Genomic DNA, 24947 nt, shown 5'->3' with positions numbered 1-24947 from the left:
TTGCCGGGACAGGCCACCGTCCTTCGTGTACCGGTCCGTCTGCGGCTTGTCCTCCCGAGATCCCTGATCAAGCGGCCTGTCGCGGGAATGCTCGTGTTCCAGGGGGCGTTGTCCATGAAGAACACGAGGAGGAGCGGTCACAGTGCTTGATCCGCAGGGTTTGTACGCATGGGAGCCCAAGGGCCTCGCCGTCGTCGACATGGCGCTCGCGCAGGAGTCGGCCGGTCTTGTCATGCTCTACCACTTCGACGGATACATCGACGCGGGCGAGACCGGCGACCAGATCGTCGACGGGCTGCTCGAATCACTGCCCCACCAGCTCGTCGCCCGTTTCGACCACGACCGGCTCGTGGACTACCGGGCCCGCCGGCCCCTGCTGACCTTCACGCGGGACCGCTGGACCGACTACGAGGTCCCGGCCATCGAGGTCCGCCTCGTCCAGGACACCACCGGCGCCCCCTTCCTGCTGCTGTCCGGACCCGAGCCGGACGTGGAGTGGGAACGGTTCGCGGCGGCCGTGCGGCAGATCGTGGAGCGGCTCGGCGTGCGCCTGTCGGTGAACTTCCACGGCATCCCCATGGGCGTCCCGCACACCCGCCCGGTCGGCCTCACCCCGCACGGCAACCGCACCGACCTCGTCCCCGGCCACCGCAGCCTCTTCGAGGAGGCCCAGGTCCCCGGCAGCGCCGAGGCGTTGGTGGAGTACCGCCTCGGCGAGGCCGGGCACGACGTCCTGGGTGTCGCCGCGCACGTCCCGCACTACATCGCCCGTTCTGCGTACCCGGACGCCGCCCTGACCGTCCTGGAAGCCATCACGGCCGCCACCGGGCTGGTCCTGCCGGGCGTGGCGCACTCGCTGCGCACGGACGCGCACCGCACACAGACGGAGATCGACCGGCAGATCCAGGAGGGCGACGAGGAACTCACCTCGCTCGTCCAGGGACTGGAGCACCAGTACGACGCCGCGGCGGGCGCCGAGACCCGGGGCAACATGCTCGCCGAGCCGGTGGAGATTCCGTCCGCCGACGAGATCGGGCTGGAATTCGAGCGGTTCCTGGCGGAGCGCGAGGGCGACAACTGACCTCCGCCGGTTCCGATGTCAGCGGCAGGGCCTAAGCTTCCGGTCATGCTGAAAGTAGGCCTGACCGGTGGCATCGGTGCCGGCAAGAGCGAGGTGTCGCGACTGCTCGTGGAGCATGGGGCCGTGCTGATCGACGCGGACCGCATCGCCCGCGAGGTCGTTGCGCCCGGCACGCTCGGCCTCGAAGCCGTGGTCGAGGCCTTCGGCGAGGGCGTCCTCGCCTCCGACGGCAGCCTGGACCGGCCTCGGCTCGGCTCGATCGTCTTCGCCGACCCCGAGAAGCTCGCCGTGCTGAACTCGATCGTGCATCCCCTGGTGGGCGCCCGCTCCCGCGAGCTGGAGGAGACCGCGGCCCCGGACGCCGTCGTGATCCACGACGTACCCCTCCTCACCGAGAACGGCCTGGCTCCGCTGTACGACCTCGTGATCGTCGTGGACGCTAGCCCCGAGACCCAGCTCGACCGGCTGACACGGCTGCGCGGAATGGCCGGGGAGGACGCACGCGCGCGCATGGCCGCGCAGGCCACACGCGAACAGCGCCGGGAGATCGCGGACATCCTGATCGACAACGACGTACCCCTGGACGCGCTGCACAAGCGCGTCGCCGAGGTCTGGGACGATCTCGTGCGCCGGGCACGTGAGGCGTCCGCGGAATAGCAGCCCCCGACCGGGCGTTGAAGTGCCGCAGCGAGGGAAGGACTCTGCCGTGCCCGAGACCAGCGGTTCCACCGGACGTACTCCGGAAACGCATGTCATCGACTTCCGTGCAGCCGAGCACCTGCTCAACTCACGGGACCCGCGGGGCGCGGTGAAACTGCTCGACGGAGTCATCGCCGCATACCCGGAGAACACCGCCGCTCGGCTGCTCCGCGCACGTGCCTTCTTCGCGGCGGCACAACTGCGGCCCGCCGAGCTGGAGTTCACCATCGTGCTGGAGCGTGAGCCGGACAACGCGTTCGCGCACTTCGCACTGGCCCGCACCTACGAACGCCAGGGCCGCTCCGACCAGGCCAAGCGTCACTTCCGGCTGGCGGCGGCACTCGACCCCAACCCGAGCTACCTCAAGGCGGCACGCTTCGACGACTGAGCGGCGGCGCGGGCCCTGGCGCGCGTCCGTCCCGGTCCCTGCGCCGGCCACCGATGCCGGTTTCCCGGCAGGCGCGGGACGCTCACGGATGCCTGTGCCGCGGCGGGCGGGGGAACGGCGGCCGGGCCGCCGGGGGCCCATACCGGGGTCCGTCCTGCGGCGGCTGGTACGGCGGTACGTCGCGGCCCGGCTGGTAGTGCGGGCCCTGCCGCATATGTCGGAGGATCATGGTCATGTCGACGGTGACCACCAGCCACAGCACTCCACAGGCCGCCGCCCAGCCGGGGCGGCCGACGAGCGCGAACGCGGCCGTGCCGAAGATCGCCCAGACCAGCCCCCACAGGCTCAGCCAGAAACGCGCCCGCAAGGCACTGCGCGCGGTCGACGGTTCACTGCCGGTACGCATGGGATACCACTCCTTCTAGAAACGTACTCTTCGGTGACGGCGTTCACCAACAGCGCGCCTTTCGCTCGCTCGTCCCGTGCCTGGTGGTGTGCCCGTCGTCCGTCCGTTCTCACTGGAGGGGGACCCCTTGCTGCCGGACGCCGACGATCTGCCCGGACTGCTCCTGGACCTCGCCGTGCCGCACGAGGACATCAACGGCCTGGTGGCACAGCGGCGCAGGATCACCAGGGATCCGGGCCTGCTGCGACTCCTCGAGGAGTGTGTCGAGGAACTGTTCCGGGGCCCTGAGGGGACCGGCCACCCGCCCGACCTCGCCGAACTCTTCGACGGGGCACCGGCCGATCTGAACCGCACCTTCCCCGTGTACGTCTTCGCCGCCGCGGTCCCGCGCGCCCTCGACCGGCACCGGGAACGCGGCATCCCGCCCGAGATCTCCCGGCGCACCCTGGCCGACCTGGGCCGACACATGGCGGCGCACCGCAGACGGCACGGCACGACCGGTGTGCGGGCGGGGCGCTGGCTCGTCCGGCACTTCCGCGGTGAGCTGTTTCAGCTGGGCCGCTTGCAGTTCGAGCGGGCGCGGCTCGGGCGGCGCTCGGCACCGGTGATCGCGGCGGCCGGACTGGACGCGGTGCCCGGCACACCCTGCCTGAACCTGCACATCCCCGACTTCCTCGGCCCGTTGACGCCGTCCGCCTGCGACCGTTCGCTGGTGTGGGCCCGGGAGTTCTTCGCCCTGCACTTCCCCGAGGAGCGGCCGGTGGCGGCGCTGTGCCACTCCTGGCTGCTCGACCCGCAGTTGAGGCGCTATCTGCCGGTCGACTCCAACATCATCCGTTTCCAGGACCGGTTCCATGCCGTCCGTGAGGACAGCGAACCGGCCGACACCGAGCCCGTCCAGTTCGTCTTCGGGGACCCCGACCTGGCGGTGGCGCAGTTGCCGCGGCGCACGTCCGTCGAGCGCGCGGTGGGGGACCATCTGCGGGCGGGCGGGCACTGGTACATCGGGCACGGATGGTTCCCGTTCCCGGTCGGGCAGGCCCAGGTGCGGCGGGCCCAGGCCCGGCAGGCAACGGTCGAATAGCTCGGCGTAACTCGAACGGGTGAACCGGCGGGGGAGGGGAACGGGGGTGCGGGGGCGGGCCGTTGTCCGGGCATGACGGTGGAAATGCGTGAGGGACACGAGGGCACGGGACCTGGAGCGATCACCCCGGACGGCTGCGCGGTCGAGCTGTACGAGCGGCTGCCGGTGGGCGACGAGCCGGACATCATCGCCGCGGCGGTACCGGCCGGGGCGCGCATCCTGGAGCTGGGCAGCGGAGTGGGCAGAATGACCCACCCTCTGCTCGAGCGGGGCTTCACGGTCACGGCGGTGGACGAGTCCGCAGAGATGCTGGCCCGGATCCGCGGGGCACGCACGCTGTGCACCCCGATCGAGGAACTGGACCTGGGCGGCGAGAAGTTCGACGTGGTGATGCTGGCCTCGTTCCTGGTGCACGCCGGTGACGAGGAGGTGCGCAGGGCCCTGCTGCGTGCCTGCGCCCGGCATGTGGCGGAGGGCGGCTGTGTGCTCATCCAGCGGGAGGGCGAGGACTACCACACGAACGTGCCCAGGGAACGGGTCGATCCGAGCGGCTTCACCCTACGGATCGTGTCGGCGGAGCCCGTTGGAGACGGCGTGAACGCGGTCCGTGCCGAGTACGCATTCCCCGATGCGGTCTGGACCCAGACGTTCCTGGCCAGGCCTCTGACGAAGGAGCAGTTCGAGGCGGCACTGGCGGAAGCGGGGCTGGAGGTGGACACGTATCTGACACCGGACCGGATATGGGTGCGGGCGGTGCCGAAGCCTGGCGGACGCCCGGTCGCGCCGGACGGACGGGGCCGATGAGTTTCCGGGCCCTGCCAGGTCCACCTGAGTGAAAGCAAACGGCACGTTCTTCCCAGGAGACCTACATGTCCCAGGCCACCGCTCCCATCGGCTCCACGACGTCCGCCGCCTCTGCCGACCCCACCGGCTCGCACACCGGCCGGACGCGGCCGGCTCGGGTGGCACTGCGCTCGGTGCAGGTCCTGCTCGCCTTGTTCTACGGCATCGCGAGCGCCCTGCCCAAGCTCGTCGCGCACTCCTCGGCCGTCGAGTCCTTCGACAGGATCGGCTGGGGCAGCGGGGCCATGTACACGATCGGCGCGCTCGAACTCGCCGGAGCGGTCGCCCTGTTGATACCGCTGCTCCAGTCCGTGGCCGCAATCGCGCTCGGCGCGCTCATGGTGGGTGCGTTCATCGTCCAGATCACCGTTTTCAACGGTCAGAACGCGGAGACCCCGCTGATCCTGATGGTGCCGCTCATCGTGATCGCCTGGGCGCGCCGCAGGTCCACCGGGGAACTGCTGCGGTTGGTGCGGCGCAGGTGAGCCCGGTCCGCGCAGGCGCCGGTGGGCCCGGGGGCCGGGCGCGGAGCCCGGTCGACGCCGTTGGTGCGTGCCTGCGGGGCATCGCCCTCGGATTCACCGTCCCCGGGGACGCCCATCGGTCCCGCCGGACCCGGACCCGGATCCACCGCGCCGGCCGGCTCCTCCGGTTCCACGACGTCCCCCCGAACCACCATGGCCACCCGATCCGGCGCCGTCAGTGCTGTCCCGGCCGCCCGACCCGGCACCAGCCCGGCCCCCGGCCCCACCGGGGCCGCCGAGACCGGTGAAGCCGCCGCTGGCGCCCGTGCCTCCGAAAGCACCGAAGCCGCCCGGTCCGCCGGGACCCCCGAGGCCGCGGAGGCGCTCCATGTCGCGGCGGTCCCGCTTGGTGGGGCGGCCGGCGCCACGGTCGCGGAGGCCGGCGGGGGCGGCGGTCTCGCGGAGCGGGGGCGGAGGGGAGTTGTCGATGTAGCACTGGGCGGCCACGGGCGCGCCGACCCGCTTGCGGATCAGGCGCTTGACGATCACGATCCGTTCCCGGCCCTCCTGCCGCAGGCGCACCTCGTCGCCGATGCGCACGGAGTAGGCGGGCTTCACCCGCTCACCGTTCACGTGCACATGGCCGCCCCGACAGGCGGTGGCGCCCAGGGAACGCGTCTTGATCAGGCGTACGGCCCAGATCCAGCTGTCGATCCGGACCGTTTCACCGGTCGCCGGGCCCGCGGCCTCGGCGGCGGCCGTCGCGGCGGCGATCTCGGGATCGAGGGGTGACCGGTCGGCGGAAGGGTCGGCCCCGGCGGTCTCCCGTGCGAGGCCCGCTCCGTCCGGTCCGCCGGTGCCGCGCTTCACGCTGTCGTCCGCATCCTCGGAAGCCATGCCCCGACCTTAGCTCGCGGGGCCGGTCGCGCCGGACGTGTTTTTCCGGGAGCCGGGAGTGCAGGGGCACAGGGGTGAGCGGGGAGCAGGGTGTGCTGTCGGGCCGTACCCCCTGGCCCACCCCCGGATGCGCCGCACCCGCGCACCCCGGAGGCTGTTGTCGGTGATCGAACTCGAGTGCGGGAGGTGACATGGACGCCGCGGACAGGGTGGACGCGTTGATGGAGGGCCTGCAGGCCGATCTGGTGCGGCTGGCCCGGATTCCTTCCGTCGCCTTTCCCGGCTACCCGGCGAAGCCGGTGCACGCGGCGCACGACCTCCTCGTGGAACTGCTGCGCGGCGTCGGCGTGGAGCGCATCGAGCGAATCGACCTGCCCGGCACCGCGCCGGTGATCTTCGCGGAGATCCCCCCCGGCGGATCCCGCCGCACCGACCGTCCTGCTCTACTCCCACTACGACGTCCAGCCGGCCGGTGACGAGGAGCTGTGACTCTCGCCGCCGTTCGAGCCCACGCCGATCGAGGGCGGTCTGCGGGGCCGTGGCATCGCGGACGACAAGGCGAACGTCATCGCGCACCTCGGGATGCTGCGGGCGTACGGCGGGCGGCCACCGGTCGGGGTGAAGATCGTGTTCGAGGGGCAGGAGGAGTACGGCAGCCCGTTCGACGCATACCCGCCGACCGAACCGGAACGGTTTGCCTGCGACGCCATGGTGATCGCCGATCTCGGGAATCTGCGGCCCGGCACTCACTCTGACCACCGGGTTGCGCCGGCCTTCGCCCCGCTCGCGGACCTCGCCGGGGTCTGCCGGGCGGTCGTGGTCAACACCTGGCAGACGGCGAGCGGCTGGATGAACCTGCCCACGCCCATCTGCGGGTGCACGGCGCCGGGCGCCGGATGCGGCTGAACCCTGCCCGGCGGGGAGGGGGCATACGGTGGGCGCATGGACGACAGCAGCGCCCTCGCCCGGCTCGACCGGCGTGTCGCGGACTGCCGGGCCTGCCCCCGGCTGGTCGAGTGGCGCGAGGAGGTGGCGCGGACCAAGCGGGCCGCGTTCGCCGACTGGACGTACTGGGGACGGCCGGTGCCCGGTTTCGGTCCGGCCGACGCCCGGCTGCTGATCATCGGGCTGGCCCCGGCGGCGCACGGCGGCAACCGCACCGGCCGAATGTTCACCGGAGACCGCTCCGGAGACGTGCTCTACCAGGCGTTGTACGACGTGGGGCTCGCCTCGCAGCCCACCTCCGTCAGCGCCGACGACGGACTGGAGCTGTACGGGGTCAGGGTCACCGCGCCGGTGCACTGCGCCCCGCCCGCCAACAGGCCGACCCCCGGTGAGCGTGACACCTGCCGTTCCTGGCTGGTCCAGGAGCTGGAGCTGCTGCGGCCGACGCTGAGGGCTGTCGTCGTCCTCGGTGCCTTCGGCTGGCAGGCCGCGCTGCCCGCGTTCGCCGAGGCGGGCTGGAGCGTGCCCCGGCCCCGCCCGGCCTTCGGCCACGGCACCCGGGTCGCGCTCGACGGCCTGGACCTGTTCGGCTGCTTCCACGTCAGCCAGCGCAACACCTTCACCGGGCGGCTCACCCCCGAGATGCTGCGCGAGGTGCTGCGCACGGCAGCCACGGCTGCCGGGCTGCCGTAGCGCACCTTGGTCAGAGGGCGTCCTGCCCGAACAGGTGCCGTACCGTCGAGCGGTAGTTGGCGCGGACGTGGCCGAGGGCGTGGGCCCGGGCCTGCTCGGGGTCGCCGGAGGCGATGGCGTCGTACAACTCGCGGTGTTCGGCGAGGAGTTGGGGCCACTCCTCGTTGCGTCGAGTGAGCCAGCGCAGCCGGCCGTCGACCGGCTCCATGACCGAGATCAGCAGGCTGTTGCCGGCCAGGGTGCGAATGCGGTCGTGGAAGCGGGTGTTGATGTCCGTGATCGCCTCGGCGTCGCCCTCCTTCGTCGCCCGCGCCGCCTGCTCCAGCAGCTCCCGCAGCTCCGCCAGGGCCTGCGCCGTCACCCGGGTCGCCGCCAACCCTGCCGCGTACACCTCCAACGCCTCGCGCAGCTCGAAGAGTTCCCTGACATCGGTCGGGGTCAGCCGGCGTACGACCGTGCGGCGGGCCGACTCGAACAGGACGAAGCCCTCGGCGACCAGGGCGCGGATCGCCTCACGCACCGGCACCCGCGAGACGCCGAACCGCTCGGCCAGCTCCCGCTCGACGAGCCGGTCGCCGGGGGCCAGGCGCCCGGCGATGATGTCCTCCCGCAGGCTCGCCAGGACCCGCTCGCGCACCGCGCCCAGGGGTTCGATCTTCGTCATGGGCCCATCTTCGCCGACGCGAGGCGACTTTTACCGGGCCGTAACGGCAACGACATCGGTCCGAACGCTTGACGGCGGCACCATGTCGGCAGTTTGGTATACCAAACGCGGCTCGCTGCGGTCTCCAAGGCCTGCAGCCTGTCCGGGTTTCTGCGGTATGGCCCCTTCGTCCCCCCTGTTCAGGAGGCCCCGTGTCCCTCGCCGACCGCGCCGAAGCCACCGGCGCCCCCGCGTTCGTCCCCGACCCTCGCCTCGTCAACGAGGACCTGGCCCCCGCCGAGCAGCGGAACTGGAAGGTCTTCGACCTGTTCGCCATGTGGATGTCCGACGTCCACAACCTCGGCAACTACACCTTCGCCGCCGGCCTGCTGGTCCTCGGCATGAACGTCTGGCAGGTCTTCACGGCCCTGCTCGTCGGCTTCGTGCTCATCTACGTCGGCATGAACCGCATGGGCAGGATCGGCCAGCGCCACGGCGTGCCGTTCCCCGTCGTCAGCCGCATCAGCTTCGGTGTGTGGGGCGCAAACATCCCCGCACTGATCAGAGCCGTGATCGCCATCATGTGGTACGGCATCCAGACCTATCTGGCCTCCGTCGCGGTCAACGTGATGCTGCTCGCCGCCTGGCCGGGTCTCACGTCCCTCACCCACCACTCCTTCCTCGGCCTCGACGCGCTCGGCTGGATCTCCTTCGTCTCACTCTGGCTGGTCCAGTGGCTGATCATCAGTCAGGGCATGGAGGCGGTGCGCAGGTTCCAGGACTTCTGCGGCCCGGTGATCTGGCTGGTGATGATCGCGCTGGCGGTCTGGGTCCTGGCCAAGGCCCACTGGAGCATCTCGCTCACCTCCACCCCGCATCCGGTGAGCAGGGGCGAGCAGTGGCGCCAGTGGTTCGGCGCGATCGGCCTGATCCTCGCCACCTACGGCACGCTGATGCTCAACTTCTGCGACTTCTCCCGCTTCGCACCCGACTACCGGACCGTCCGGCGCGGCAACTTCTGGGGCCTGCCCATCAACTCCACCGCCTTCGTCGTCGTGTCGGTGATCGTCACGGCCGGCTCGCTGAAGGCGTTCGGACAGGCCATCACCGACCCGGCGGAACTGGTCGCCAAGGTGGGCAACACCTGGGTGCTGGTCGTGGCCGCGTTCGCCTTCGCGGTGGCGACCATGGGCGTCAACATCGTCGCCAACTTCGTCTCACCCGCGTACGACCTCGCCAACGTCTGGCCGCAGAAGATCACCTTCAAGGTCGGCGGCATGATCAGCACGGTGGCCGCACTGGTCGTCACTCCTTGGAACCTCTTCTCCAACCCGACCGTCGTCAACTACTTCCTCGGCGGTCTCGGTGCCTTCCTGGGCCCTCTGTTCGGCGTGATCATGATCGATTACTACTGGGTCAAGCGCGGCAAGGTCGACGCCGATGCCCTCTTCGACGCCCGCCCGGGCAGCCCGTACCACTACCGCAAGGGCGTCAACCCGAAGGCGCTGTGTGCGTTCCTGCCCTCCGCCGCGGTCGCCGCCGTGCTGGCGCTGGTGAAGAGCTTCAGCGATGTGGCGCCGTACTCCTGGTTCATCGGCACCGCACTCGCCGCCGCCCTGTACACGCTGGTGAACCGCCGTGAGCGTGCGGCGCAGCAGGAGGCCTGAGGCCATGCGGATCATCGTCACCAACTGCAACACCACGCAGGAGATGACCGAGGAGATCGTCCGAGGCGCCCGGGCCGCCGCGGGCCCGGGCACCGCCGTGGCGGGTCTGACCCCCGCCTGGGGCCCGGCGTCCGCCGAGGGCTGGCTCGACAGCTACCTCTCGGCGGCGGCCGTCCTGGACGCGCTGCGCACCTACGACGGACCGCCGTACGACGCCGTCGTCCTGGCCGGATTCGGCGAGCACGGCCGGGAAGGCGTACGGGAGTTGGTCGACGTCCCGGTCGTGGACATCACCGAGGCCGCCGCCCACCTCGCCTGCCTGCTCGGCCGCCGCTACGGCGTCGTCACCACCCTCGACCGCTCGCGCGGCCAGATCGAGGACAGCCTGGAGACCGCCGGCGTGGCCCGAAACTGCGCCGCCGTCGTCGGCACCGGCCTGGGTGTCCTCGACCTCGCCGACGACCCCGGCCGCACGGAGTCCGCGTTCCTGACGGCGGCCGAACGGGCCCGGGACGCCGGGGCCGAGGTCCTCGTCCTGGGCTGTGCCGGCATGACGGGCCTGCAGCGCACGGTGGGTGAGAAGCTCGGGCTGCCGGTGGTGGACGGCGTGGCGGCGGCGGTCCGGCTCGCCGAGTCCCTGGTGTCCCTGGGCCTGACGACCAGCAGGGCGGGCAGTTACGACAGACCGTTGCAGAAGGAGAGGAGGTGGGGTCGGCCGCCCCGGTGAGCCGTGAGCCGTGAGCCGTGAGCTGGTGAGCTGGTGAGCTGGTGAGGTGCCGATCTGTTGGGCCGGTGTCAGGGAGCGGGCCGCCAGACATAGCGCACGTCCGGCTCCCGCTCCTCGTTGCCGCTGCCGTCGGTGAACTCGACGGCCGTGAAACCGTGCCGCTCGTAGAACCGGTGGGCGGGCTTGTTGACCTGGAAGGTCCACAGGGTCAGCCCACCTGGGCTGCGCTCCTTGGCCAGCGCGACGAACCGGTCGCCGATGCCCCGTCCCCGCCACGCGGGATCCAGGTACAGCTGGGACAGTTCCTCCTCGCGCAGGACCATCACCCCGACGATCCCGCCGCCGGCCGCCTGCGCCACCCAGGTCTCGCGCAGCGGCACCACGACCTCCCGGAAGTACTCCCGTACCTCGTCGTCGTTGCGTGGCCGGACGACGGTGGGCAGCGCGGCGGTGAAGGACCGCAGCCAGACGTCGGCACCGGCCCGGGCGTCCGCCGCCACGGCCCGCCGGAGAACGACGTCGGTCATGACAGGCCCGCCTCCTGAGGCACCACGGCCGTGGCAGTGATCTCCACCAACTGCCCGGGGTACCCGAGGCAGGCGACGCCGAGCAGCGTCGACGCATGCGGTCCGGTGCTCAGTTCCGATGCCTCCACCACGTCCCACACCGCCGACAGATCGGCCGGCTCGCTGCTGACGACGTACACATCCGTCGCGATCACATGAGTCAAGTCGCTGCCGACAGCCTGCAGTTGCTCCCGCAGGTTGGCGATCACACGCTCGGCCTGCCGTACGGGATCGCCCGGGCCGACGATCCTCCCGTCCGCGTCCAGCGGCACGGCCCCGGCGAGAAAGGCGAGCCCGGTGCCCGCCTCCACCACCGAGGCGTGCGCGTAGGCGGGCGGTGGGAAGAGACCGGCGGCGTTCACTCGTCGGATCATGGCGGCTCCTCGAGGGGCGGCGGAAATCGTCGGCCTCCGATCATCGACGGCCTGCACGGCCGGCGCACCCGGTTTTCCGCCGTCCCGCACCCCCTGGCCCGTGCGTCACGCCCCCCGGCGGTTGAACGCCCCGTTCCCCGAGTCGCCGGGAGTCCCGCCCGCGCCCTACGCTGCCTTGGCCGTGCCCGTGCGACCGGAGGTCCTGCTCCATGTCCCGCCTGCCCGACCCCGAGTTCCTGGCCGCCACCGCCGACCGCCTCGCCGCCCTGCCCACCGTCCGGGCCGTCGCCCTCGGCGGTTCCCGGGCGCAGGGCACGCACCGCCCCGACAGCGACTGGGACATGGCGATCTACTACCGCGGCCCCTTCGACCCGGAGGACCTGCGGGCCGTCGGCTGGCAGGGCGAGGTCGGCGAGGTCGGTGGCTGGGGCGGCGGGGTGTTCAACGGCGGGGCCTGGCTGAGTGTCGACGGGCGCCGGGTCGATGTGCACTACCGCGATCTCGACGTGGTCGAGCACGAGCTGGCGGAGGCGGAGGAAGGGCGGTTCCGGGTGGAGCCGTTGCTCTTCCATCTCGCCGGCATTCCCACGTACCTGATCGTGGCGGAACTGGCCGTCAACCGGGTCCTCCGAGGCACACTCCCGCGCCCGGCGGGCTACCCGGCCAAGCTGCGCGCCGCCGCCGAGCGGTGGTACGGCACCGCTCGCGCCACCCTCGCCTACGCAAAGTCCAACCACGCTCCCCATGGCCGCCTCACGGAGACCGCCGGGGCCGTGGCCACGGCTGCCGCTCAGGCCGCGCACGGGGTGCTCGCGGCACGGGGAGAGTGGGTGACCAACGAAAAACGGCTGCTGGAGCGGGCCGGGCTGCGCGAAATCGACGATGTGGTGGGTGAGTTGCGGGGCGAGCCCGCTGTGCTGATCCGTGCCGTCACCGAAGCCGAGAGGATCCTCGGGGCATTGCGTTCATAAAGAAACCGGCCACCCGGGCATCTTTCACATGCGCGAAACCTGACCGCCCGGTTCTCCTCGCAAACCCGCCCTACCGTGGAAGCACGGTCCGCCGGCCACCGTCGTCCGAGGCCCACCCCGCCGTCGTACGAACAGGAGCCCCGTGTCCCGGCCCGCCGTACCCCTCTGGCTCGCCCACGCCCTCAGCGCCCAGCGCGGTCCCGTCCCCTGGAGTGCGGTGACCCGCGGCGCCCTCGCAGCGGGGCCCTTGCTGCTCGCCGCAGTGGTGGCGGACCGACTGCCCATGGGCGTCCTCGCCGCCATCGCCGCGATGCTCGCCGGCATCAACGACCGGCCCGGCAGCCGCCGTGCCTCCGTCAAGCGGCTCGGGGTGCCCGCGCTGGCCGGGGCGCTCGGCCTGCTCACGGGGACGTACGCCGGGCAGGCGCTGGCCGCCGTACCGCTGACCCTGGCGCTCACCCTGCTCGGGCTGGTCGCCGGCGGCATCAGCGCGGTCGGACCCGTCGCCTCCGCCGCCGGAACGCAGTTGCTGGTCGGCGCAGCGCTCGGCGCCGGGATGCCCGCGTCCGAGAGCGGCTGGCAGCGGACGCTCGCCTTCCTCGCCGGGGCCGGCTGGCTGATCCTGCTGAGGCTCGCGCTGCCCACGCCCGGTTCACTCGCCGGGGACTTCCGGTTCGACGGGGAGCGGCAGGCTGTCGCCGAGGTGTACGACGCCGTCGCCGCTCTGGTCGAGACCGTGGGCGGGCCGCGGGCCACCGCGCGGCGGACCGCGCTCACCACCGCCCTCGACCACGCGCAGGACGCCCTGGCGGGGCCCCGGTTGCGCCGGTACGCCAGTTCCGTCGCCGAGCGCCGACTGCACGCGCAGTACGCCGCAGCGCTGCCGCTGGCCGAGGCCGCCACCGCACTGTACTGGGCGGGGGAGCCCGTCTCCGCGCGCGCGGCGGAAGGCGCCCGGCAGCTCGCCGCCGCCGTCCGCGGCAACACCGGCACCGGTCCGCTGCCCGCTCCCAGCCGGTCCGTTCCCGCCTTGCGCGCCCTGGACGACGCCCTGCTGCGCGCCGCCGAGGTTTTCGACCAGGGTGCGGGGGCCCAGCACCGGCTGTTCGCCCGGCGCCGAGGTGTCCGGGACGCGGTCCGCGCCGCGTTCGGCACCGGTGGACGCGAGTACGGGCTGCGGGTGGCCCTCTGCTTCGGGGCCAGCGCCGCCATCGCCCAGGCGCTGCACCACACCCGCTGGTACGGCCACCACCAGCACTGGTACTGGCTGCCCGCCACCGCCGTCTTCCTCGTCAAGCCCGATCTCGGGCCGCTCGCCTCCCGCGTGCTGTGCCGGGCCGCCGGGACCGTGCTCGGCGCCCTGGTGTTCGCCGGGCTCGCCGCGCTGCTGCCGCGCCCGGCGGGGCTGATCGCTCTGGTCGCGGTCTGCGGGGCGCTCGTCCCGGTCGCCACTCGGCACTTCGCCGCACTGACCGCCGTCGTCACCGTGCTCGTCCTCGCCCTGATCATGGTCGGCGGCGAACCGCAGGCCTCGCTCAGCCGGATCGGCGAGACGCTGCTCGCGTGCGCGCTCGTGCTGGTCGTCGGGCATCTGCCGATGCCGGGGGAGCGCGGCGGCGGGGTTCGGGCACGGCTCGCCGCGGCGGCACGCGCCGCGCACGCCTATCTGGAGCACGTCGTTGGGGAGTCCGGCTCTCTTGGTGGGTCCGGCGATTCCGGCAGGACGAGCGACCTCGGCGATTCCGGGCAGGCTCGTGACCTCGGCGAATTCGGCAAGCATCGCGACCTGGGCGACCTCGGTAGGTCCCGCGACCTCGGTAGGTCCCGCGACTTCGGTAGGTCCTGCGACCTCGGTAGGTCCTGCGACCTCGGTAGGTCCCGCGACGTCGGTAGGCCCTGCGACCCGGGTCAGTCCGGCAGCCGTGTCGAGCGGTGGGCGCTGCGTCGGGAGGCCTACCGAACCCTCGCCGAGGCCCGCACCGCGATCGCCCTCGCCGCCGCCGAACTGCCCGCCCTGGCCCGGCACACCGCGGGCACCGACGCCGTCGCGGACTTGCTGGAGCGACTTGTCGACACGACCACGGCCTGTGCCGTCCACCTCGACGACACCGGCACGCTCACGCCCCGGCACATCCGGCAACTACGGGAGGCGCTGGGCGAATTGGAACGGCAGGGAGTGGAGCTGCGGCCGCCCGTGGCCGCATAGCCGCCCGGTGAGTCCATGCGCGTGGCACCCGCAGACCTCGTCCATGGCGAGGAAGAGCGGACCGGGCATCATCACCACTGCCCTGGCCCGACACTTCCCCCTGCACCGTCACTGACCCCGACCCCGACCCCGACCCCGACCTCGGCCCCGACCTCGGCCCGGGCCTCGCCGCCACCGCCGCCCCGCCCGTACGAACGGCCTGCCCGTTCACCGCCACGCCGCCGAGAACCCCGATCTGTCGCCCGCGTAAGGGAATTGGAGGCGTGTCTGGCCGCGCTGACCTGCCCAGCGGGGGCACGGGTGGCGCGTGCCGCAGTGCGACACCTGACGCCCCGTAGGCTGAGGGACATGGAACTCGCGGACGGCCTTATCGCCCACCCTTACGACGTCTACCGGCTCCTGCGCGACACCGCGCCCGTGCAACGCATCACCGGACCCGACGGCACTGCCGCCTGGCTCGTCACCCGGTACGAGGACGTCCGGGCCGCGCTCGCAGATCCGCGGCTGTCGCTGGACAAGCGGCGCGGCGCGCCCGGTGCGTACAAGGGCCTCTCGCTGCCGCCCGCCCTCGACGCCAACCTCCTCAACATGGACCCGCCCGACCACACGCGCATCCGGCGGCTGGCCGGCCGCGCCTTCACCCCGCGTCGCGTCCAGCAACTGCGCGAGCCCATCCGGCGTACCGCCGACCAGCTTCTCGACGCACTCGGCCCGCACGGCAGTACCGACCTCGTCGCCTCCTACGCCGCCCCGCTGCCCATCACCGTCATCTGCGACCTGCTCGGCATCCCGGAGGGGGACCGGCTCGACTTCCGGCAGTGGACCGACGGCCTCACCGCCCCCGACCCCGCCCGGCCGGGTGCCTCGAAGGAGGCGATGGCGGCCATGCTCGACTTCCTCACCCGGCTCCTCGGGGCCAAGCGCCGCACGCCCGCCGACGACCTTCTGTCGGACCTGATCGCCGTACGCGACGAAGGCGACCGGCTCAGCGAGGAAGAGCTGATGTCGCTGGCCTTCCTCATCCTGTTCGCCGGGTACGAGAACACGGTCCAGCTCATCGGCAACGCGGTGCTCGCCCTCCTGGAGCACCCGGACCAGCTCGCCGCGCTGCGCGAGAATCCCGCTCGACTTCCGGCGGCGGTCGAGGAGTTCGCCCGCTACGAGGGGCCCATGCTGTTGGCCATGCGCCGGTTCCCGGTCGAGGACGTGACGATCGCCGGGGTGACCGTCCCGGCGGGCGAGACGGTCTGGGTCTCGCTGTCCGCCGCCCACCGCGACCCCGCCCGTTTCCCCGACCCCGACCGGCTCGACCTCTCCCGTGACGCCGCCGGGCATCTCGCCCTCGGCCACGGCATCCACTACTGCCTCGGCGCGCCCCTCGCCCGTGCGGAGACGGAGATCGCCCTGGCGGCCCTGCTGGAACGCCTGCCCGAACTCGCCCTGGGGCAGGGCGAGCCGACCTGGCGTCCGTCGATGCGCGCTCGGGGCCTGAAGGCCCTGCCCGTGACGTACTGACGCCGTACCGGAAGGTGCCGACAGACGGCCGAACCGAACAGGCTCCGAGAACCGGGGCAAGAAATCTTCGCGGACAGCGATGAGTTCCGCTCCCGCCGACGGTCACCACCCCGAACCGAGCGTCGGACAGGAGGGCCCATGTCGCTTCCGGAGATCGTCGGGCGTGCGCAGTGGCGCGCGGCGCGCGAGGAGTTGCTGCGCAAGGAGGAGGCGGTCAGACGGGCGCGCGAGGAGCTGGGCGTGCAGCGGCGGCGCCTGCCCATGGTCGAGGTCGACACGGAGTACGTCTTCGAGGGTGGCGACGGCAAGGCCACTCTCCTCGACCTCTTCGAGGGGCGCGCCCAGCTCGTCGTGCACCACTTCATGTTCGCGCCGCAGTGGGAGACGGGCTGCCCGTGCTGCGCGGCCTTCCTGGACCAGCTCGGCCACCTCGCCCATCTGCGTGCCCGGAACACCTCGTTCGCGTCCGTCTCCCGGGCGCCGTTCACCCGGATCCTGCCGTTCAAGGCGCGGATGGGCTGGGCGATGCCCTGGTACTCCTCGTCCCACGGCGACTTCAACCGTGACTTCGAGGCCACCGTGGAGTCGGACAAGGGCCTGGTCGAGCGCCCGGGCATCAGCTGCTTCCTGCGCGACCACGACCGGGTCTTCCACACCTATTCGGCCTACGGCGAAGGGCTGGACGGTGCCTGCACCCTCGGCGGCCTGCTGGACCTCACCGCCCTGGGTCGCGATCCCGCGGGCGGCGACCGGCTCCGCCTTCACGACGAGTACGACAATTGACACAGAGTGTGCGGATGGCGTCACAAGGTAAACGGATTCTTATGGTCCGCGCCGAACGGGTGTAGGTAATGTCTCAGTCCCGTCACTGAGCGAGGCGTTTCTCTTCTCCAGGGCGTTAACTCCAATAAGAACGACGCTTTCTGGAGGTGCGAGATGGTGAACGGGCGAACGGTGCTCGAGCGCTTTCCCGCCGGCGGTCCGCGGGGATCCCGGCCCGCGGAGGAGTTCGCGCACGCGCGGCGCCTGGAAGGCCTGCCCGCCGAGGTCGTCATGGACCTCGTGACGGACACGTTCCTGGTGATCGTACGCGGCGGCGACGCCACGGAGTGAGCCGCGAGGCGCAGTGAGCGGGGGCGCGGGCCAGGCGCGAGTTCGCTGTGGCTCGGCATCGACGGGGTGCGACGCGAGGCCGACGCCGGATCCGCTCGGATTCGGATTACGCCGACCACGGTGATGGTGTGGCTTGGACGAGACCGTGATGATGCGGCTCGGATTGGGCCGAGAGCGGTAACGGTGCGGCTCGGATTACGCCGAGAGTGGCGACGATACGGTTCGGATCACGCGAGAACGGCAGCGGTGCGGCTCGGATTACGCCGAGACCGCCCGTGACCAGTCCGGGGCCGTCCCGGTCGCCCGGCACAGGGCCAGGTACAGCGGGATCGGCGGGGTGTACGGGGCCGTGCCCTCGGGTCGGTGGATGAGCCGCGCGGGGCCGGTGACCAGGGCGCCGGGGGCGTACTGGGCGGGGGCCGGCCAGGGAAGGGCGTAGTCGGAGTCCGACGGAACGATCCACCACCAGTGCGCGCCGTCGGTGTACACACAGCCCAGCCGGGGGAGCCGGGAGACGACGAGCGGGCCGAGGCGGTCCGGTACGGCCACGGCATCACAGCCGAGCGGGGCCGTCATGCCTTCCGGCAACTGCAGCCTGCGAGGCACCTCCGGGGCGGGCCGCCGGCGCTGCAGACGCACGAGGGTGTCAAGGGCGATCGGGCTCGTGCGGTCGGGTACGGCGGCGGCGGTGCGGGTGCGAGCAGGGGTAGGGGTAGGGCCAGGGGCTCGAGGAGTGCCGGTCGGGCCGGGTACGTCCGGACCTGCGGTGCCGGGAGCGTCCGGGCCGACACCGTTGCCGTACACACCCCGACGGATGAGGTCGCGTCCGCTGGTCACGGGCGCTCTCCGGCACGGCGCTGCTCGGGCATCCGGTGCAGCGGCTGGTGCCAGGGGCGGTCCGGGAGCCGGTAGCGATGAGGCTCCGGGGCGCTGTGCCGGTACGGCTCCGGTACCCCGTGAAGGTGCTGCTCGGAGGCCTGGTGCACAGGGCGCTCCGGCACGGCGTACCAGTGCTGCCGCTGCGGTTCCTGGGGCAACGCCTGCCCCGGGATCTCGCGGCGGATCTGCGCCGGAGCCCGGTGGCCGCCGTCCTCGTTCCGGTGCCGTTCCGGGGCCCCGTGGGTGGTGGCCTGCTCCGAGCCCTCATGGCTGGCCTCGGCCGCTTCGTCGTCGGAGGGGTCCGGACGGCCCGACTTGGGGCGGGCGCCCCAGCCGAGGTCACCCCGCGGCTCGGCGGTGTCGTGGGCCGGGCCGCTCTGCCGGTCCAGGTCGGCCCAGACCAGCAGGCCGGGGCCGTGCTCCTGCGTACCCCAGGCCCGGCACAGCGCGTCGACGAGAAGCAACCCCCTCCCGTGCTCCTCGTCCGGTCGCTGCGGGGACGGGTGGGGTTCGCCGGGAGCACGGCCCTCGTCTTGTACGGCTATGCGCACGATGTCGTCGTGATCGTGCAGCTCGCACACGACGCGACTGCTCGCGGTGTGCACGATCGCGTTCGTGACCAGCTCGGATACGACCAGAGCCGCACTGTCGCAGGTGTCCGCGCACACCGCCCAGCCGGTCAGCCGGGCATGTGCCAGGCGTCTCGCCTGGGCGACGGAGCCCGGATGTGCGGCCAGCTCGAAGCGGAACCGGCGCTCGGCAGCGCCCCGCCGAGGGGCTGCTCCCTGCGCGGCGCCGAGACCGGGACGGTCTGCGGCGGTGTCTGTTCCTAAGGGCGCGGACGGAATCACGCTTGCCACTATCTCCCCGCCGTGAACACTTGGCAAGTGTCACTCTGAAAAATGCAGAGTGCTGTGTGACTCGGTCAGGGGCCGTGGCACACTGCTCGCAACAGCATGTCGAGCGGCGCCAATTGGGGTCATCGGAGATCCACCCAATCTTCGAATGAGCCTTCGAATGGCGCCGCAGGGCTGTCGGGAAGCAGTGCGGCAGAGGTTGTCCGGTAGGGGTTTTCGGTGGAGGTGGCAGCGTGAGCGAGCCGCGGTCCGCGCCGACGGTGGGCCAGGTGGTCCTCGGCCGGCGCCTGCTGGACCTGCGGGAACGCGCCGGGCTCAAGCGCGAGGAGGCCGCCCGCGTGCTGCGCGTCGCCCCCGCCACCATCCGCCGTATGGAGATGGCGGAGGTCGCCCTCAAGATCCCGTATCTGCAACTGCTGTTGAAGGCCTACGGCGTTCCCGACGGTGAGGCCGACGTCTTCGTCCGGCTCGCCGAGGAGGCCAACCGGCCTGGCTGGTGGCAGCGGTTCCACGACATCCTGCCGGGCTGGTTCTCGATGTACGTCAGCCTGGAGGGCGCGGCCAGCCTGATCCGCTCGTACGAGCCGCACTTCGTCCCCGGACTGCTCCAGACCGAGGACTACGCGCGCGGGGTGCTCAAGTCCGGTGCCATCGGCGAGACCAGCCCGGACGACATCGAACGGCACGTCGCGCTGCGCATGCAACGCCAGGAACTGCTCAGCCGTACCGACGCCCCCCGCTTCTGGGCGGTGATGGACGAAACCGCCCTGCGCCGCCAGGTCGGCGGACCGGACGTGATGCGTGCGCAGATCGACAAGCTGCTGGAGGCCACGAAGCTGCGCCATGTGACGCTCCAGGTGGCCCCGTTCGCCAATGGGCCGCATCCGGGGACGTACGGGCCCTTCGTGCTGTTCCGATTTGCCATGTCAGAACTGCCGGACATGGTCTACAGCGAGTACCTGACCGGCGCCGTCTACCTGGACGCGCGCAACGAGGTGGCGACACACCTCGAGGTCATGGACCGCATGGCGGCGCAGGCCGCTACGGCGCAACGCACGAAGGAGATCCTCCAGGATCTCCGCAAGGAGCTGTGAATGGATCGCATCAAGCCGCGCGGACACGTCTACAACGGCATGCCCGCGCGGGAGCTGGGCAGCGAGGGGTGGCACAAACCCTGGAGCGGCGGCAACGGGGGTAACTGCCTGGAGGCGATGAAGCTGGCCGACGGACGGATCGCCGTGCGCCAGTCCACCGACCCGGACGGCCCGGCGCTGATCTACACCATGGACGAGATGACCGCGTTCATCGAGGGTGCCAAGGCGGGGGAGGCCGACTTCCTGCTGTCCTGAGCCTGCGCCTGCTTATGCCTCTGCTTCTTGTCCTTAGGTCGACTTCTGTTTGTCCTTGCCCCCGGGTATCGGTGATGGCCCGGGGGCAACCGCGTGTTCGTGCACGATCTCCGAAGCGCCGCCCCTCACCCGGGCGGCAGCACCCCGCACAGCGCCTCCAGCGCCGCGCCGTAGGCGTGTTCGGCGGGGGCCGCGTATCCGACCACCAGCCCATCGCCCAGCCCATCGCCCAGTCCGTCGTCCGGCCCGTCGCCCAACCCGCCGTCCGCCCCCGTCCCGGCCGCCGGATGCCGGAACGCGGCGAGTCCGTCCAGGGCGATGCCCTGCCACGCGGCGGCCTTCACCGTGGACCACTCGGTGCCCGGCGGCAGCCGCAGCACCGCGTGCAGACCGGCCGCCAGCCCCGTCACCTCGACGTGCGGCGCATGCGCGGCGAGCGCGGCGACCAGCCGGTCGCGCCGACGCCGGTAGCGCTGCCGCATGTGCCGCACATGGCGGTCGTACGACCCGGAGACGATGAACTCCGCGAGCGCGAGCTGGTCCAGGACGCTCGCCCAGCCCTCCCGCTCGCCCTTCGCCTCGAGCACGGGCCCGACGTACCGCTCCGGCAGGACCATCCAGCCCAGCCGCAACGCCGGAGACAGGCTCTTGCTGACCGAACCGATATGGATCACCCGCTCCGGATCGAGGCCCTGGAGCGCGCCGACAGGCCTGCGGTCGTACCGGAACTCACCGTCGTAGTCGTCCTCCAGGACCACCGCCCCACGCGCACGTGCCCAGTCGATCACGGCCGCCCGGCGCTCCGGATGCAGCGGGCCGCCGGTCGGGAACTGGTGCGCGGGCGTGAGCAGCACTGCCCGCTCCCGCCCGAGCACGTCCACACGCGCGCCGTCCTCGTCCAGCGGCAGCGCGATCGTGCGCACCCCGGCCGCTGACAGCAGCTTCCGGTGGAACTCCAGCCCATACGCCTCCACGCCCAGCGGACCGCGCAGTACCCCGCCCGCGCCCTGGCCGAACAGCAGCCGCAGCGCGTGCGCGAAGCCCGAGCAGACGACGATCCGGTCCGGCTCGGCCCGCACGCCACGCGCGCGTGCGAGATATTCCGCCAGTGCCTCCCGCAGCTCCCGGCGCCCGGCCGGATCCCCCGGCCCGAACGCCTCGCTCGGCGCATCCTGCAGCGCCCGCCGGTAGGCGGTCGCCCAGGCGGCCCGCGGGAACGCCGACGCGTCCGGCGCGCCCTGCCGCAGATCGTGCCGCGGCCCACGCGCGCGTGCGGCCCTTCCCACGTTCACGGGCGTCCGTACGGTCCCTCGCAGCGGCTCCGCCCGATCGGCTACCCGGGTGCCCGAACCCTGGCGGGCGGTCAGCCAGCCCTCCGCGACCAGCTCCGCGTACGCGTCGGCCACCGTGTTGCGGGCCACGCCCAGGTCGGCTGCGAGTGATCGGTACGGCGGCAGGCGCGTGCCCGGGGCCAGCCGTCCGCTGTGCACGGCCTCCCGCAGCGCCCGGATCAACGCGGCCCGCCGCCCGCCCGGACCCGACAGCTCCAGATGCAGGTCGGCGCCAATCCGCGCGGCGTAATTGACCCATGATTCCGTCATGGAAATGCACCCTACAACCGGTCTATTCGGCCCATAGGTTGGAGTCATGACGACGAACACGATCACCACGGATGCCGACGTCAACACCGCGATCGCCGCCGCGGAGGCAGCCCGCGCCCGACTCGACTTCGCCAGGTCCGCGCCCAAGGTCTTCCGCGCCGTCGTCGGTCTCGACGCCGCCGCCCGCGAGGGCCTCGACCCCGCGTTGGTCGAGCTGATCCAGATCCGTGCCTCGCACCTCAACCACTGCGCCTACTGCCTGCACATGCACACCAACGACGCCCGCAAGGCCCGCGAGAGCGAGGACCGGCTCCACATGGTCGCCGTCTGGCGCGAGGCCCGGCACTTCTTCACCCCTGAGGAACAGGCCGCCCTCGCACTAACGGAAGCGGTCACCCTGGTCGCCGACGCGGGCGTCCCCGACACCGTCTACGCCGAGGCCGCCGCCCACTTCGACGACGGGGAACTGGCCCATGTCCTCGCCCTGATCCTCACGATCAACACCTGGAACCGGGTCGCCCTGTCGACGGGGAAGGTGGCGGGCACGGACGAGCGCAACGGCTGACCGGCTGCCTTCATGGTGTGGGCTGTGGGCTTCGGTGGGCTGCTGTGGGCGGTGGCGGTGGGCTGTGGCCGTGGGCCGGCCGAGGGCGCGGGGCGGCCACCAGCCCGTCGGCCGGTGTCTACACCCGCATCGGCCGATCCCTCGGAGACACCGGCGCGGGCAGCCGTGAACTCCCCGTCAGATAGTGGTCCACGGCCGCCGCCACCGCCCGTCCCTCCGCGATCGCCCAGACGATGAGCGACTGTCCGCGTGCCGCGTCCCCGGCGGCGAACACCCCGGGCACGTTGGTCGCGAAGCCGTCGTCCCGGGCGATCGTGCCGCGCGCCTCGAGCGCCAGCCCCAACTGCTGGATCAGCCCGTCCTCCTGGTCCGGCCCGGAGAACCCGAGGGCGAGCAGCACGAGGTCCGCGGGAAGCGCCCGTGCGGTGCCCGCCACCGGCTGCCGCCGCTCGTCGACCTCCACCAGATGCAACGACCGCACATGCCCGCTGCCGTCACCGGCGAAGTGGAGCGTGGACGCCGCGAACAGCCGCGCGTCCGCGTCCGCCGCCGGTGCCGTACGCAGGTCCCGCGCCTCCTCGTGCGCGGCCGACAGCCGGTAGATCTTCGGGTACGTCGGCCACGGCTCGGTGTCCTCCTCCCGCTCGGCACCCGGCTGCGCGTAGATGTCCAGCTGGGTCACGGACGCAGCCCCCTCCCGCACCGCGGTCCCCAGACAGTCCGCACCGGTGTCCCCGCCGCCGACAATGACCACGTGCCTGTCGGCCGCCGACAACGGTGAAACCTCCAGATCCCCCTCACACACCCGATTGGCCAGCGGCAGATACTCCATCGCCTGGTGTATCCCGTCCAACGCCCGGCCCGGCACCGGAAGTTCCCGCCACGCCGTGGCACCCGTGGCGACGACCACGGCGTCGTACCGTGCGCACAGTTCCGCCGCCCCGACATCCCGTCCGACCACCGTCGACGTGCGGAACTTCGTCCCCTCGGCCCGCATCTGCCCGATCCGCCGCTCAAGATGGCGCTTCTCCATCTTGAACTCGGGGATGCCGTACCGCATCAGCCCACCGAGCCGGTCGTCCTTCTCGTACACGGCGACCGTGTGCCCGGCCCGGGTCAGCTGCTGCGCCGCGGCGAGCCCGGTGGGCCCGGAACCAATGACGGCGACCGTCTTCCCCGACAGCCGCTCGGGCGGCCGTGCCGGGACGAAACCTTCCTCCCACGCCCGGTCGGCGATCGCGCACTCGACGTTCTTGATGGTCACGGCGGGCTGGTTGATCGCGAGGACACACCCCGCCTCGCAGGGCGCCGGACACAACCGCCCGGTGAACTCGGGGAAGTTGTTCGTCGCGTGCAGCCGGTCGCTCGCCGCCCGCCAGTCCTCCCGGGACACCAGGTCGTTCCACTCGGGGATCAGATTGCCCAGCGGGCAGGCGTCGTGGCAGAACGGGACGCCGCAGTCCATGCAACGGTCGGCCTGCTTGCTGATGATGGGCAACAGCGCGCCCGGGACATACACCTCGTCCCAGTCCCGCACCCGCTCCTCGACGGGCCGCCGCGGCCACTCCTGGCGCGGCGTGGTCATGAAACCCTTGGGATCGGCCATGATCGTCGCCACTCTTCCGCCGCTCTTCCGGCCACGATACGTCCGCGGCGCCGACGGCGCAGAGTGGCGGACAGCGCTTTCCCGCGGGGCTCCGGCCAGGGGCGGGACGGGTCAGGTGAGAGCCAGGACGTAGACGACCGTGGCCGCTGCGGAGGCGACCGCGCGGACGTCGTTCCACAACGTCCATTCGCGCACATACACCGGCCAGTACAGGGCCGCCTCCGGCGCGCCCGGTGTCAGGCGGGCCAGTCTTTCGTTGCGGGGGACGTTCGCGACCACGGTCAGCCCGAACGAACCGAACAGATACAGCGCGCTGCCCAGGAGCAGCTCGACCGTCCCGTCGTCCGGCCACACCACGAACGTCACCACCGCGATCATCGCGCTCAGCACCGCCGCGCCCATGAACACCGTCATGAAGGCAGGCCGTATCGCGGCGACGTTGATCGCGTTCATCGCGGCGACCCCCTGCGCGGGCGGCAGCGTGGCGAGCCCCCGCGTCACGAGCACCGAGAAGGCGCAGAAGATCCCGGCCATCAGCCCGGTGCCGAGGACTCCCGCCACAACCAGCACGAAGAACGGCCCTTCGATCATCTTCACGCCCCCCCTCATCACGTCTCGCTCCACCCGGGCCGGGCCCGGTGCCACCGCCACTGCCCGTCCAGGCCCGGGGCGGCGCGCCAACCATGGCCGAGCCGAGGCACCCGGCACCATGGTCGGCCGTCTCTCCCGCCTGCTGTCCTTCCCTCCCCTTGCACGGTTCTCCCGCGCGGCTTCCACTTGGCTTCCGTTCGGCTTGCACTCGGCTTGC

At 72.0% G+C, this 24947-nt stretch carries 29 protein-coding genes; 19 read left to right on the top strand and 10 right to left on the bottom strand.

The annotated features are described in order from the left end of the window. Positions 1–142 precede the first annotated feature (142 nt). Genes GQF42_RS12880 through GQF42_RS12870 form a run of 3 tightly spaced genes read left to right on the top strand, consistent with a single transcriptional unit; the run spans position 143 to position 2168 of the window. Positions 143–1081 carry a PAC2 family protein gene (locus tag GQF42_RS12880; protein WP_158919772.1) on the top strand — a complete coding sequence of 313 codons (939 nt, stop codon included), beginning with the start codon at positions 143–145 and terminating at the stop codon, positions 1079–1081. A 45-nt stretch (positions 1082–1126) separates the two neighbouring features. Continuing rightward, complete coding sequence (gene coaE, locus GQF42_RS12875) at positions 1127–1738, top strand: dephospho-CoA kinase (RefSeq protein WP_158919771.1); 612 nt, start codon at positions 1127–1129, stop codon at positions 1736–1738. A 49-nt stretch (positions 1739–1787) separates the two neighbouring features. Then, complete coding sequence (locus GQF42_RS12870) at positions 1788–2168, top strand: tetratricopeptide repeat protein (protein ID WP_158919770.1); 381 nt, start codon at positions 1788–1790, stop codon at positions 2166–2168. Positions 2169–2250: 82 nt separating this feature from the next. On the opposite strand, the gene GQF42_RS12865 is transcribed toward GQF42_RS12870, so the two are convergent. Continuing rightward, positions 2251–2574, bottom strand: coding sequence for a DUF6343 family protein (locus tag GQF42_RS12865; protein ID WP_158919769.1), 324 nt, complete (start codon positions 2572–2574; stop codon positions 2251–2253). Between the two features lie 127 nt (positions 2575–2701). Between GQF42_RS12865 and GQF42_RS12860 the strand changes: the two genes are divergently transcribed. The 3 genes from GQF42_RS12860 (at position 2702) to GQF42_RS12850 (ending at position 4986) form a co-directional block, all read left to right on the top strand. Next, on the top strand, positions 2702–3658 hold the full coding sequence (locus GQF42_RS12860; protein WP_158930084.1) for an acyltransferase domain-containing protein: 957 nt from the start codon (positions 2702–2704) through the stop codon (positions 3656–3658). Positions 3659–3742: 84 nt separating this feature from the next. Continuing rightward, positions 3743–4462 (top strand): class I SAM-dependent methyltransferase, encoded by a 720-nt coding sequence (locus GQF42_RS12855; protein WP_158919768.1) that lies wholly within the window; start codon positions 3743–3745, stop codon positions 4460–4462. A gap of 65 nt (positions 4463–4527) precedes the next feature. Next, complete coding sequence (locus tag GQF42_RS12850; RefSeq protein ID WP_158919767.1) at positions 4528–4986, top strand: DoxX family protein; 459 nt, start codon at positions 4528–4530, stop codon at positions 4984–4986. Positions 4987–5079: 93 nt separating this feature from the next. On the opposite strand, the gene GQF42_RS12845 is transcribed toward GQF42_RS12850, so the two are convergent. After that, on the bottom strand, positions 5080–5862 hold the full coding sequence (locus tag GQF42_RS12845; protein WP_158919766.1) for an RNA-binding S4 domain-containing protein: 783 nt from the start codon (positions 5860–5862) through the stop codon (positions 5080–5082). A 191-nt stretch (positions 5863–6053) separates the two neighbouring features. Here GQF42_RS12845 and GQF42_RS45850 point away from each other — a divergent pair, with 191 nt between their 5' ends. Genes GQF42_RS45850 through GQF42_RS12835 form a run of 3 tightly spaced genes read left to right on the top strand, consistent with a single transcriptional unit; the run spans position 6054 to position 7500 of the window. Next, a complete protein-coding gene (locus tag GQF42_RS45850) occupies positions 6054–6338 on the top strand; it encodes a hypothetical protein (RefSeq protein ID WP_233273333.1) in 285 nt (94 codons plus the stop codon). 40 nt (positions 6339–6378) lie between these two features. Continuing rightward, complete coding sequence (locus GQF42_RS45845) at positions 6379–6768, top strand: M20/M25/M40 family metallo-hydrolase (RefSeq protein ID WP_325100410.1); 390 nt, start codon at positions 6379–6381, stop codon at positions 6766–6768. Positions 6769–6804: 36 nt separating this feature from the next. Beyond that, on the top strand, positions 6805–7500 hold the full coding sequence (locus GQF42_RS12835; RefSeq protein ID WP_158919765.1) for a uracil-DNA glycosylase: 696 nt from the start codon (positions 6805–6807) through the stop codon (positions 7498–7500). Between the two features lie 10 nt (positions 7501–7510). On the opposite strand, the gene GQF42_RS12830 is transcribed toward GQF42_RS12835, so the two are convergent. After that, positions 7511–8164 (bottom strand): GntR family transcriptional regulator, encoded by a 654-nt coding sequence (locus GQF42_RS12830; RefSeq protein WP_158919764.1) that lies wholly within the window; start codon positions 8162–8164, stop codon positions 7511–7513. Positions 8165–8355: 191 nt separating this feature from the next. On the opposite strand from GQF42_RS12830, the gene GQF42_RS12825 reads away from it, so the two are divergent. Together GQF42_RS12825 and GQF42_RS12820 are read left to right on the top strand one after the other, a co-directional pair. Continuing rightward, positions 8356–9810: an NCS1 family nucleobase:cation symporter-1 gene (locus tag GQF42_RS12825; protein ID WP_158919763.1), complete on the top strand. Its 1455-nt coding sequence runs from the start codon at positions 8356–8358 to the stop codon at positions 9808–9810. A gap of 4 nt (positions 9811–9814) precedes the next feature. Then, complete coding sequence (locus tag GQF42_RS12820) at positions 9815–10537, top strand: aspartate/glutamate racemase family protein (RefSeq protein WP_158919762.1); 723 nt, start codon at positions 9815–9817, stop codon at positions 10535–10537. A 68-nt stretch (positions 10538–10605) separates the two neighbouring features. Here GQF42_RS12820 and GQF42_RS12815 read toward each other — a convergent pair whose 3' ends face one another. After that, a complete protein-coding gene (locus GQF42_RS12815; RefSeq protein ID WP_158919761.1) occupies positions 10606–11064 on the bottom strand; it encodes a GNAT family N-acetyltransferase in 459 nt (152 codons plus the stop codon). Beyond that, complete coding sequence (locus GQF42_RS12810) at positions 11061–11477, bottom strand: RidA family protein (RefSeq protein ID WP_158919760.1); 417 nt, start codon at positions 11475–11477, stop codon at positions 11061–11063. The genes GQF42_RS12815 and GQF42_RS12810 overlap by 4 nt, the downstream gene beginning before the upstream one ends. A gap of 209 nt (positions 11478–11686) precedes the next feature. Between GQF42_RS12810 and GQF42_RS12805 the strand changes: the two genes are divergently transcribed. The 5 genes from GQF42_RS12805 (at position 11687) to GQF42_RS44910 (ending at position 17282) form a co-directional block, all read left to right on the top strand. Then, positions 11687–12448 (top strand): nucleotidyltransferase domain-containing protein, encoded by a 762-nt coding sequence (locus GQF42_RS12805; RefSeq protein WP_158919759.1) that lies wholly within the window; start codon positions 11687–11689, stop codon positions 12446–12448. A gap of 142 nt (positions 12449–12590) precedes the next feature. Then, positions 12591–14654: an FUSC family protein gene (locus tag GQF42_RS12800; protein WP_199272662.1), complete on the top strand. Its 2064-nt coding sequence runs from the start codon at positions 12591–12593 to the stop codon at positions 14652–14654. Positions 14655–15002: 348 nt separating this feature from the next. Continuing rightward, positions 15003–16169 (top strand): cytochrome P450 family protein, encoded by a 1167-nt coding sequence (locus GQF42_RS12795; RefSeq protein WP_158919758.1) that lies wholly within the window; start codon positions 15003–15005, stop codon positions 16167–16169. A 138-nt stretch (positions 16170–16307) separates the two neighbouring features. Continuing rightward, entirely contained in the window at positions 16308–16952 is a 645-nt protein-coding gene (locus GQF42_RS12790; protein ID WP_158919757.1) for a DUF899 domain-containing protein, read from the top strand. Between the two features lie 153 nt (positions 16953–17105). After that, on the top strand, positions 17106–17282 hold the full coding sequence (locus tag GQF42_RS44910) for a hypothetical protein (RefSeq protein WP_199272661.1): 177 nt from the start codon (positions 17106–17108) through the stop codon (positions 17280–17282). Positions 17283–17540: 258 nt separating this feature from the next. Here the strand turns inward: GQF42_RS44910 and GQF42_RS12785 are convergent, their stop codons facing one another. Further along, positions 17541–17939 carry a hypothetical protein gene (locus GQF42_RS12785; RefSeq protein WP_158930080.1) on the bottom strand — a complete coding sequence of 133 codons (399 nt, stop codon included), beginning with the start codon at positions 17937–17939 and terminating at the stop codon, positions 17541–17543. Positions 17940–18115: 176 nt separating this feature from the next. Beyond that, positions 18116–19012: an ATP-binding protein gene (locus tag GQF42_RS47670; RefSeq protein ID WP_407699490.1), complete on the bottom strand. Its 897-nt coding sequence runs from the start codon at positions 19010–19012 to the stop codon at positions 18116–18118. Between the two features lie 239 nt (positions 19013–19251). Here GQF42_RS47670 and GQF42_RS12775 point away from each other — a divergent pair, with 239 nt between their 5' ends. Both GQF42_RS12775 and GQF42_RS12770 read left to right on the top strand, forming a co-directional pair. After that, positions 19252–20112, top strand: coding sequence for a helix-turn-helix domain-containing protein (locus GQF42_RS12775; RefSeq protein WP_158919756.1), 861 nt, complete (start codon positions 19252–19254; stop codon positions 20110–20112). Beyond that, positions 20113–20367, top strand: coding sequence for a DUF397 domain-containing protein (locus GQF42_RS12770; protein ID WP_067042896.1), 255 nt, complete (start codon positions 20113–20115; stop codon positions 20365–20367). Between the two features lie 125 nt (positions 20368–20492). Here GQF42_RS12770 and pdxR read toward each other — a convergent pair whose 3' ends face one another. Further along, a complete protein-coding gene (gene pdxR / locus GQF42_RS12765) occupies positions 20493–21968 on the bottom strand; it encodes a MocR-like pyridoxine biosynthesis transcription factor PdxR (protein WP_158919755.1) in 1476 nt (491 codons plus the stop codon). A gap of 46 nt (positions 21969–22014) precedes the next feature. Between pdxR and GQF42_RS12760 the strand changes: the two genes are divergently transcribed. Further along, positions 22015–22533 carry a carboxymuconolactone decarboxylase family protein gene (locus tag GQF42_RS12760; RefSeq protein WP_158919754.1) on the top strand — a complete coding sequence of 173 codons (519 nt, stop codon included), beginning with the start codon at positions 22015–22017 and terminating at the stop codon, positions 22531–22533. Between the two features lie 118 nt (positions 22534–22651). On the opposite strand, the gene GQF42_RS12755 is transcribed toward GQF42_RS12760, so the two are convergent. Both GQF42_RS12755 and GQF42_RS12750 read right to left on the bottom strand, forming a co-directional pair. Further along, positions 22652–24139, bottom strand: a complete 1488-nt coding sequence (locus GQF42_RS12755) for a glutamate synthase subunit beta (protein ID WP_158919753.1) — start codon at positions 24137–24139, stop codon at positions 22652–22654. Positions 24140–24250: 111 nt separating this feature from the next. Then, positions 24251–24730 (bottom strand): anthrone oxygenase family protein, encoded by a 480-nt coding sequence (locus GQF42_RS12750; protein WP_158930078.1) that lies wholly within the window; start codon positions 24728–24730, stop codon positions 24251–24253. Between the last annotated feature and the right edge of the window lie 217 nt (positions 24731–24947).

The organism is Streptomyces broussonetiae (assembly GCF_009796285.1).
Taxonomy (GTDB): Bacteria; Actinomycetota; Actinomycetes; order Streptomycetales; family Streptomycetaceae; genus Streptomyces; species Streptomyces broussonetiae.
The sequence above is the reverse complement of the archived record's forward strand: the minus strand, read 5'-3'. Positions and strand labels throughout refer to the sequence as shown.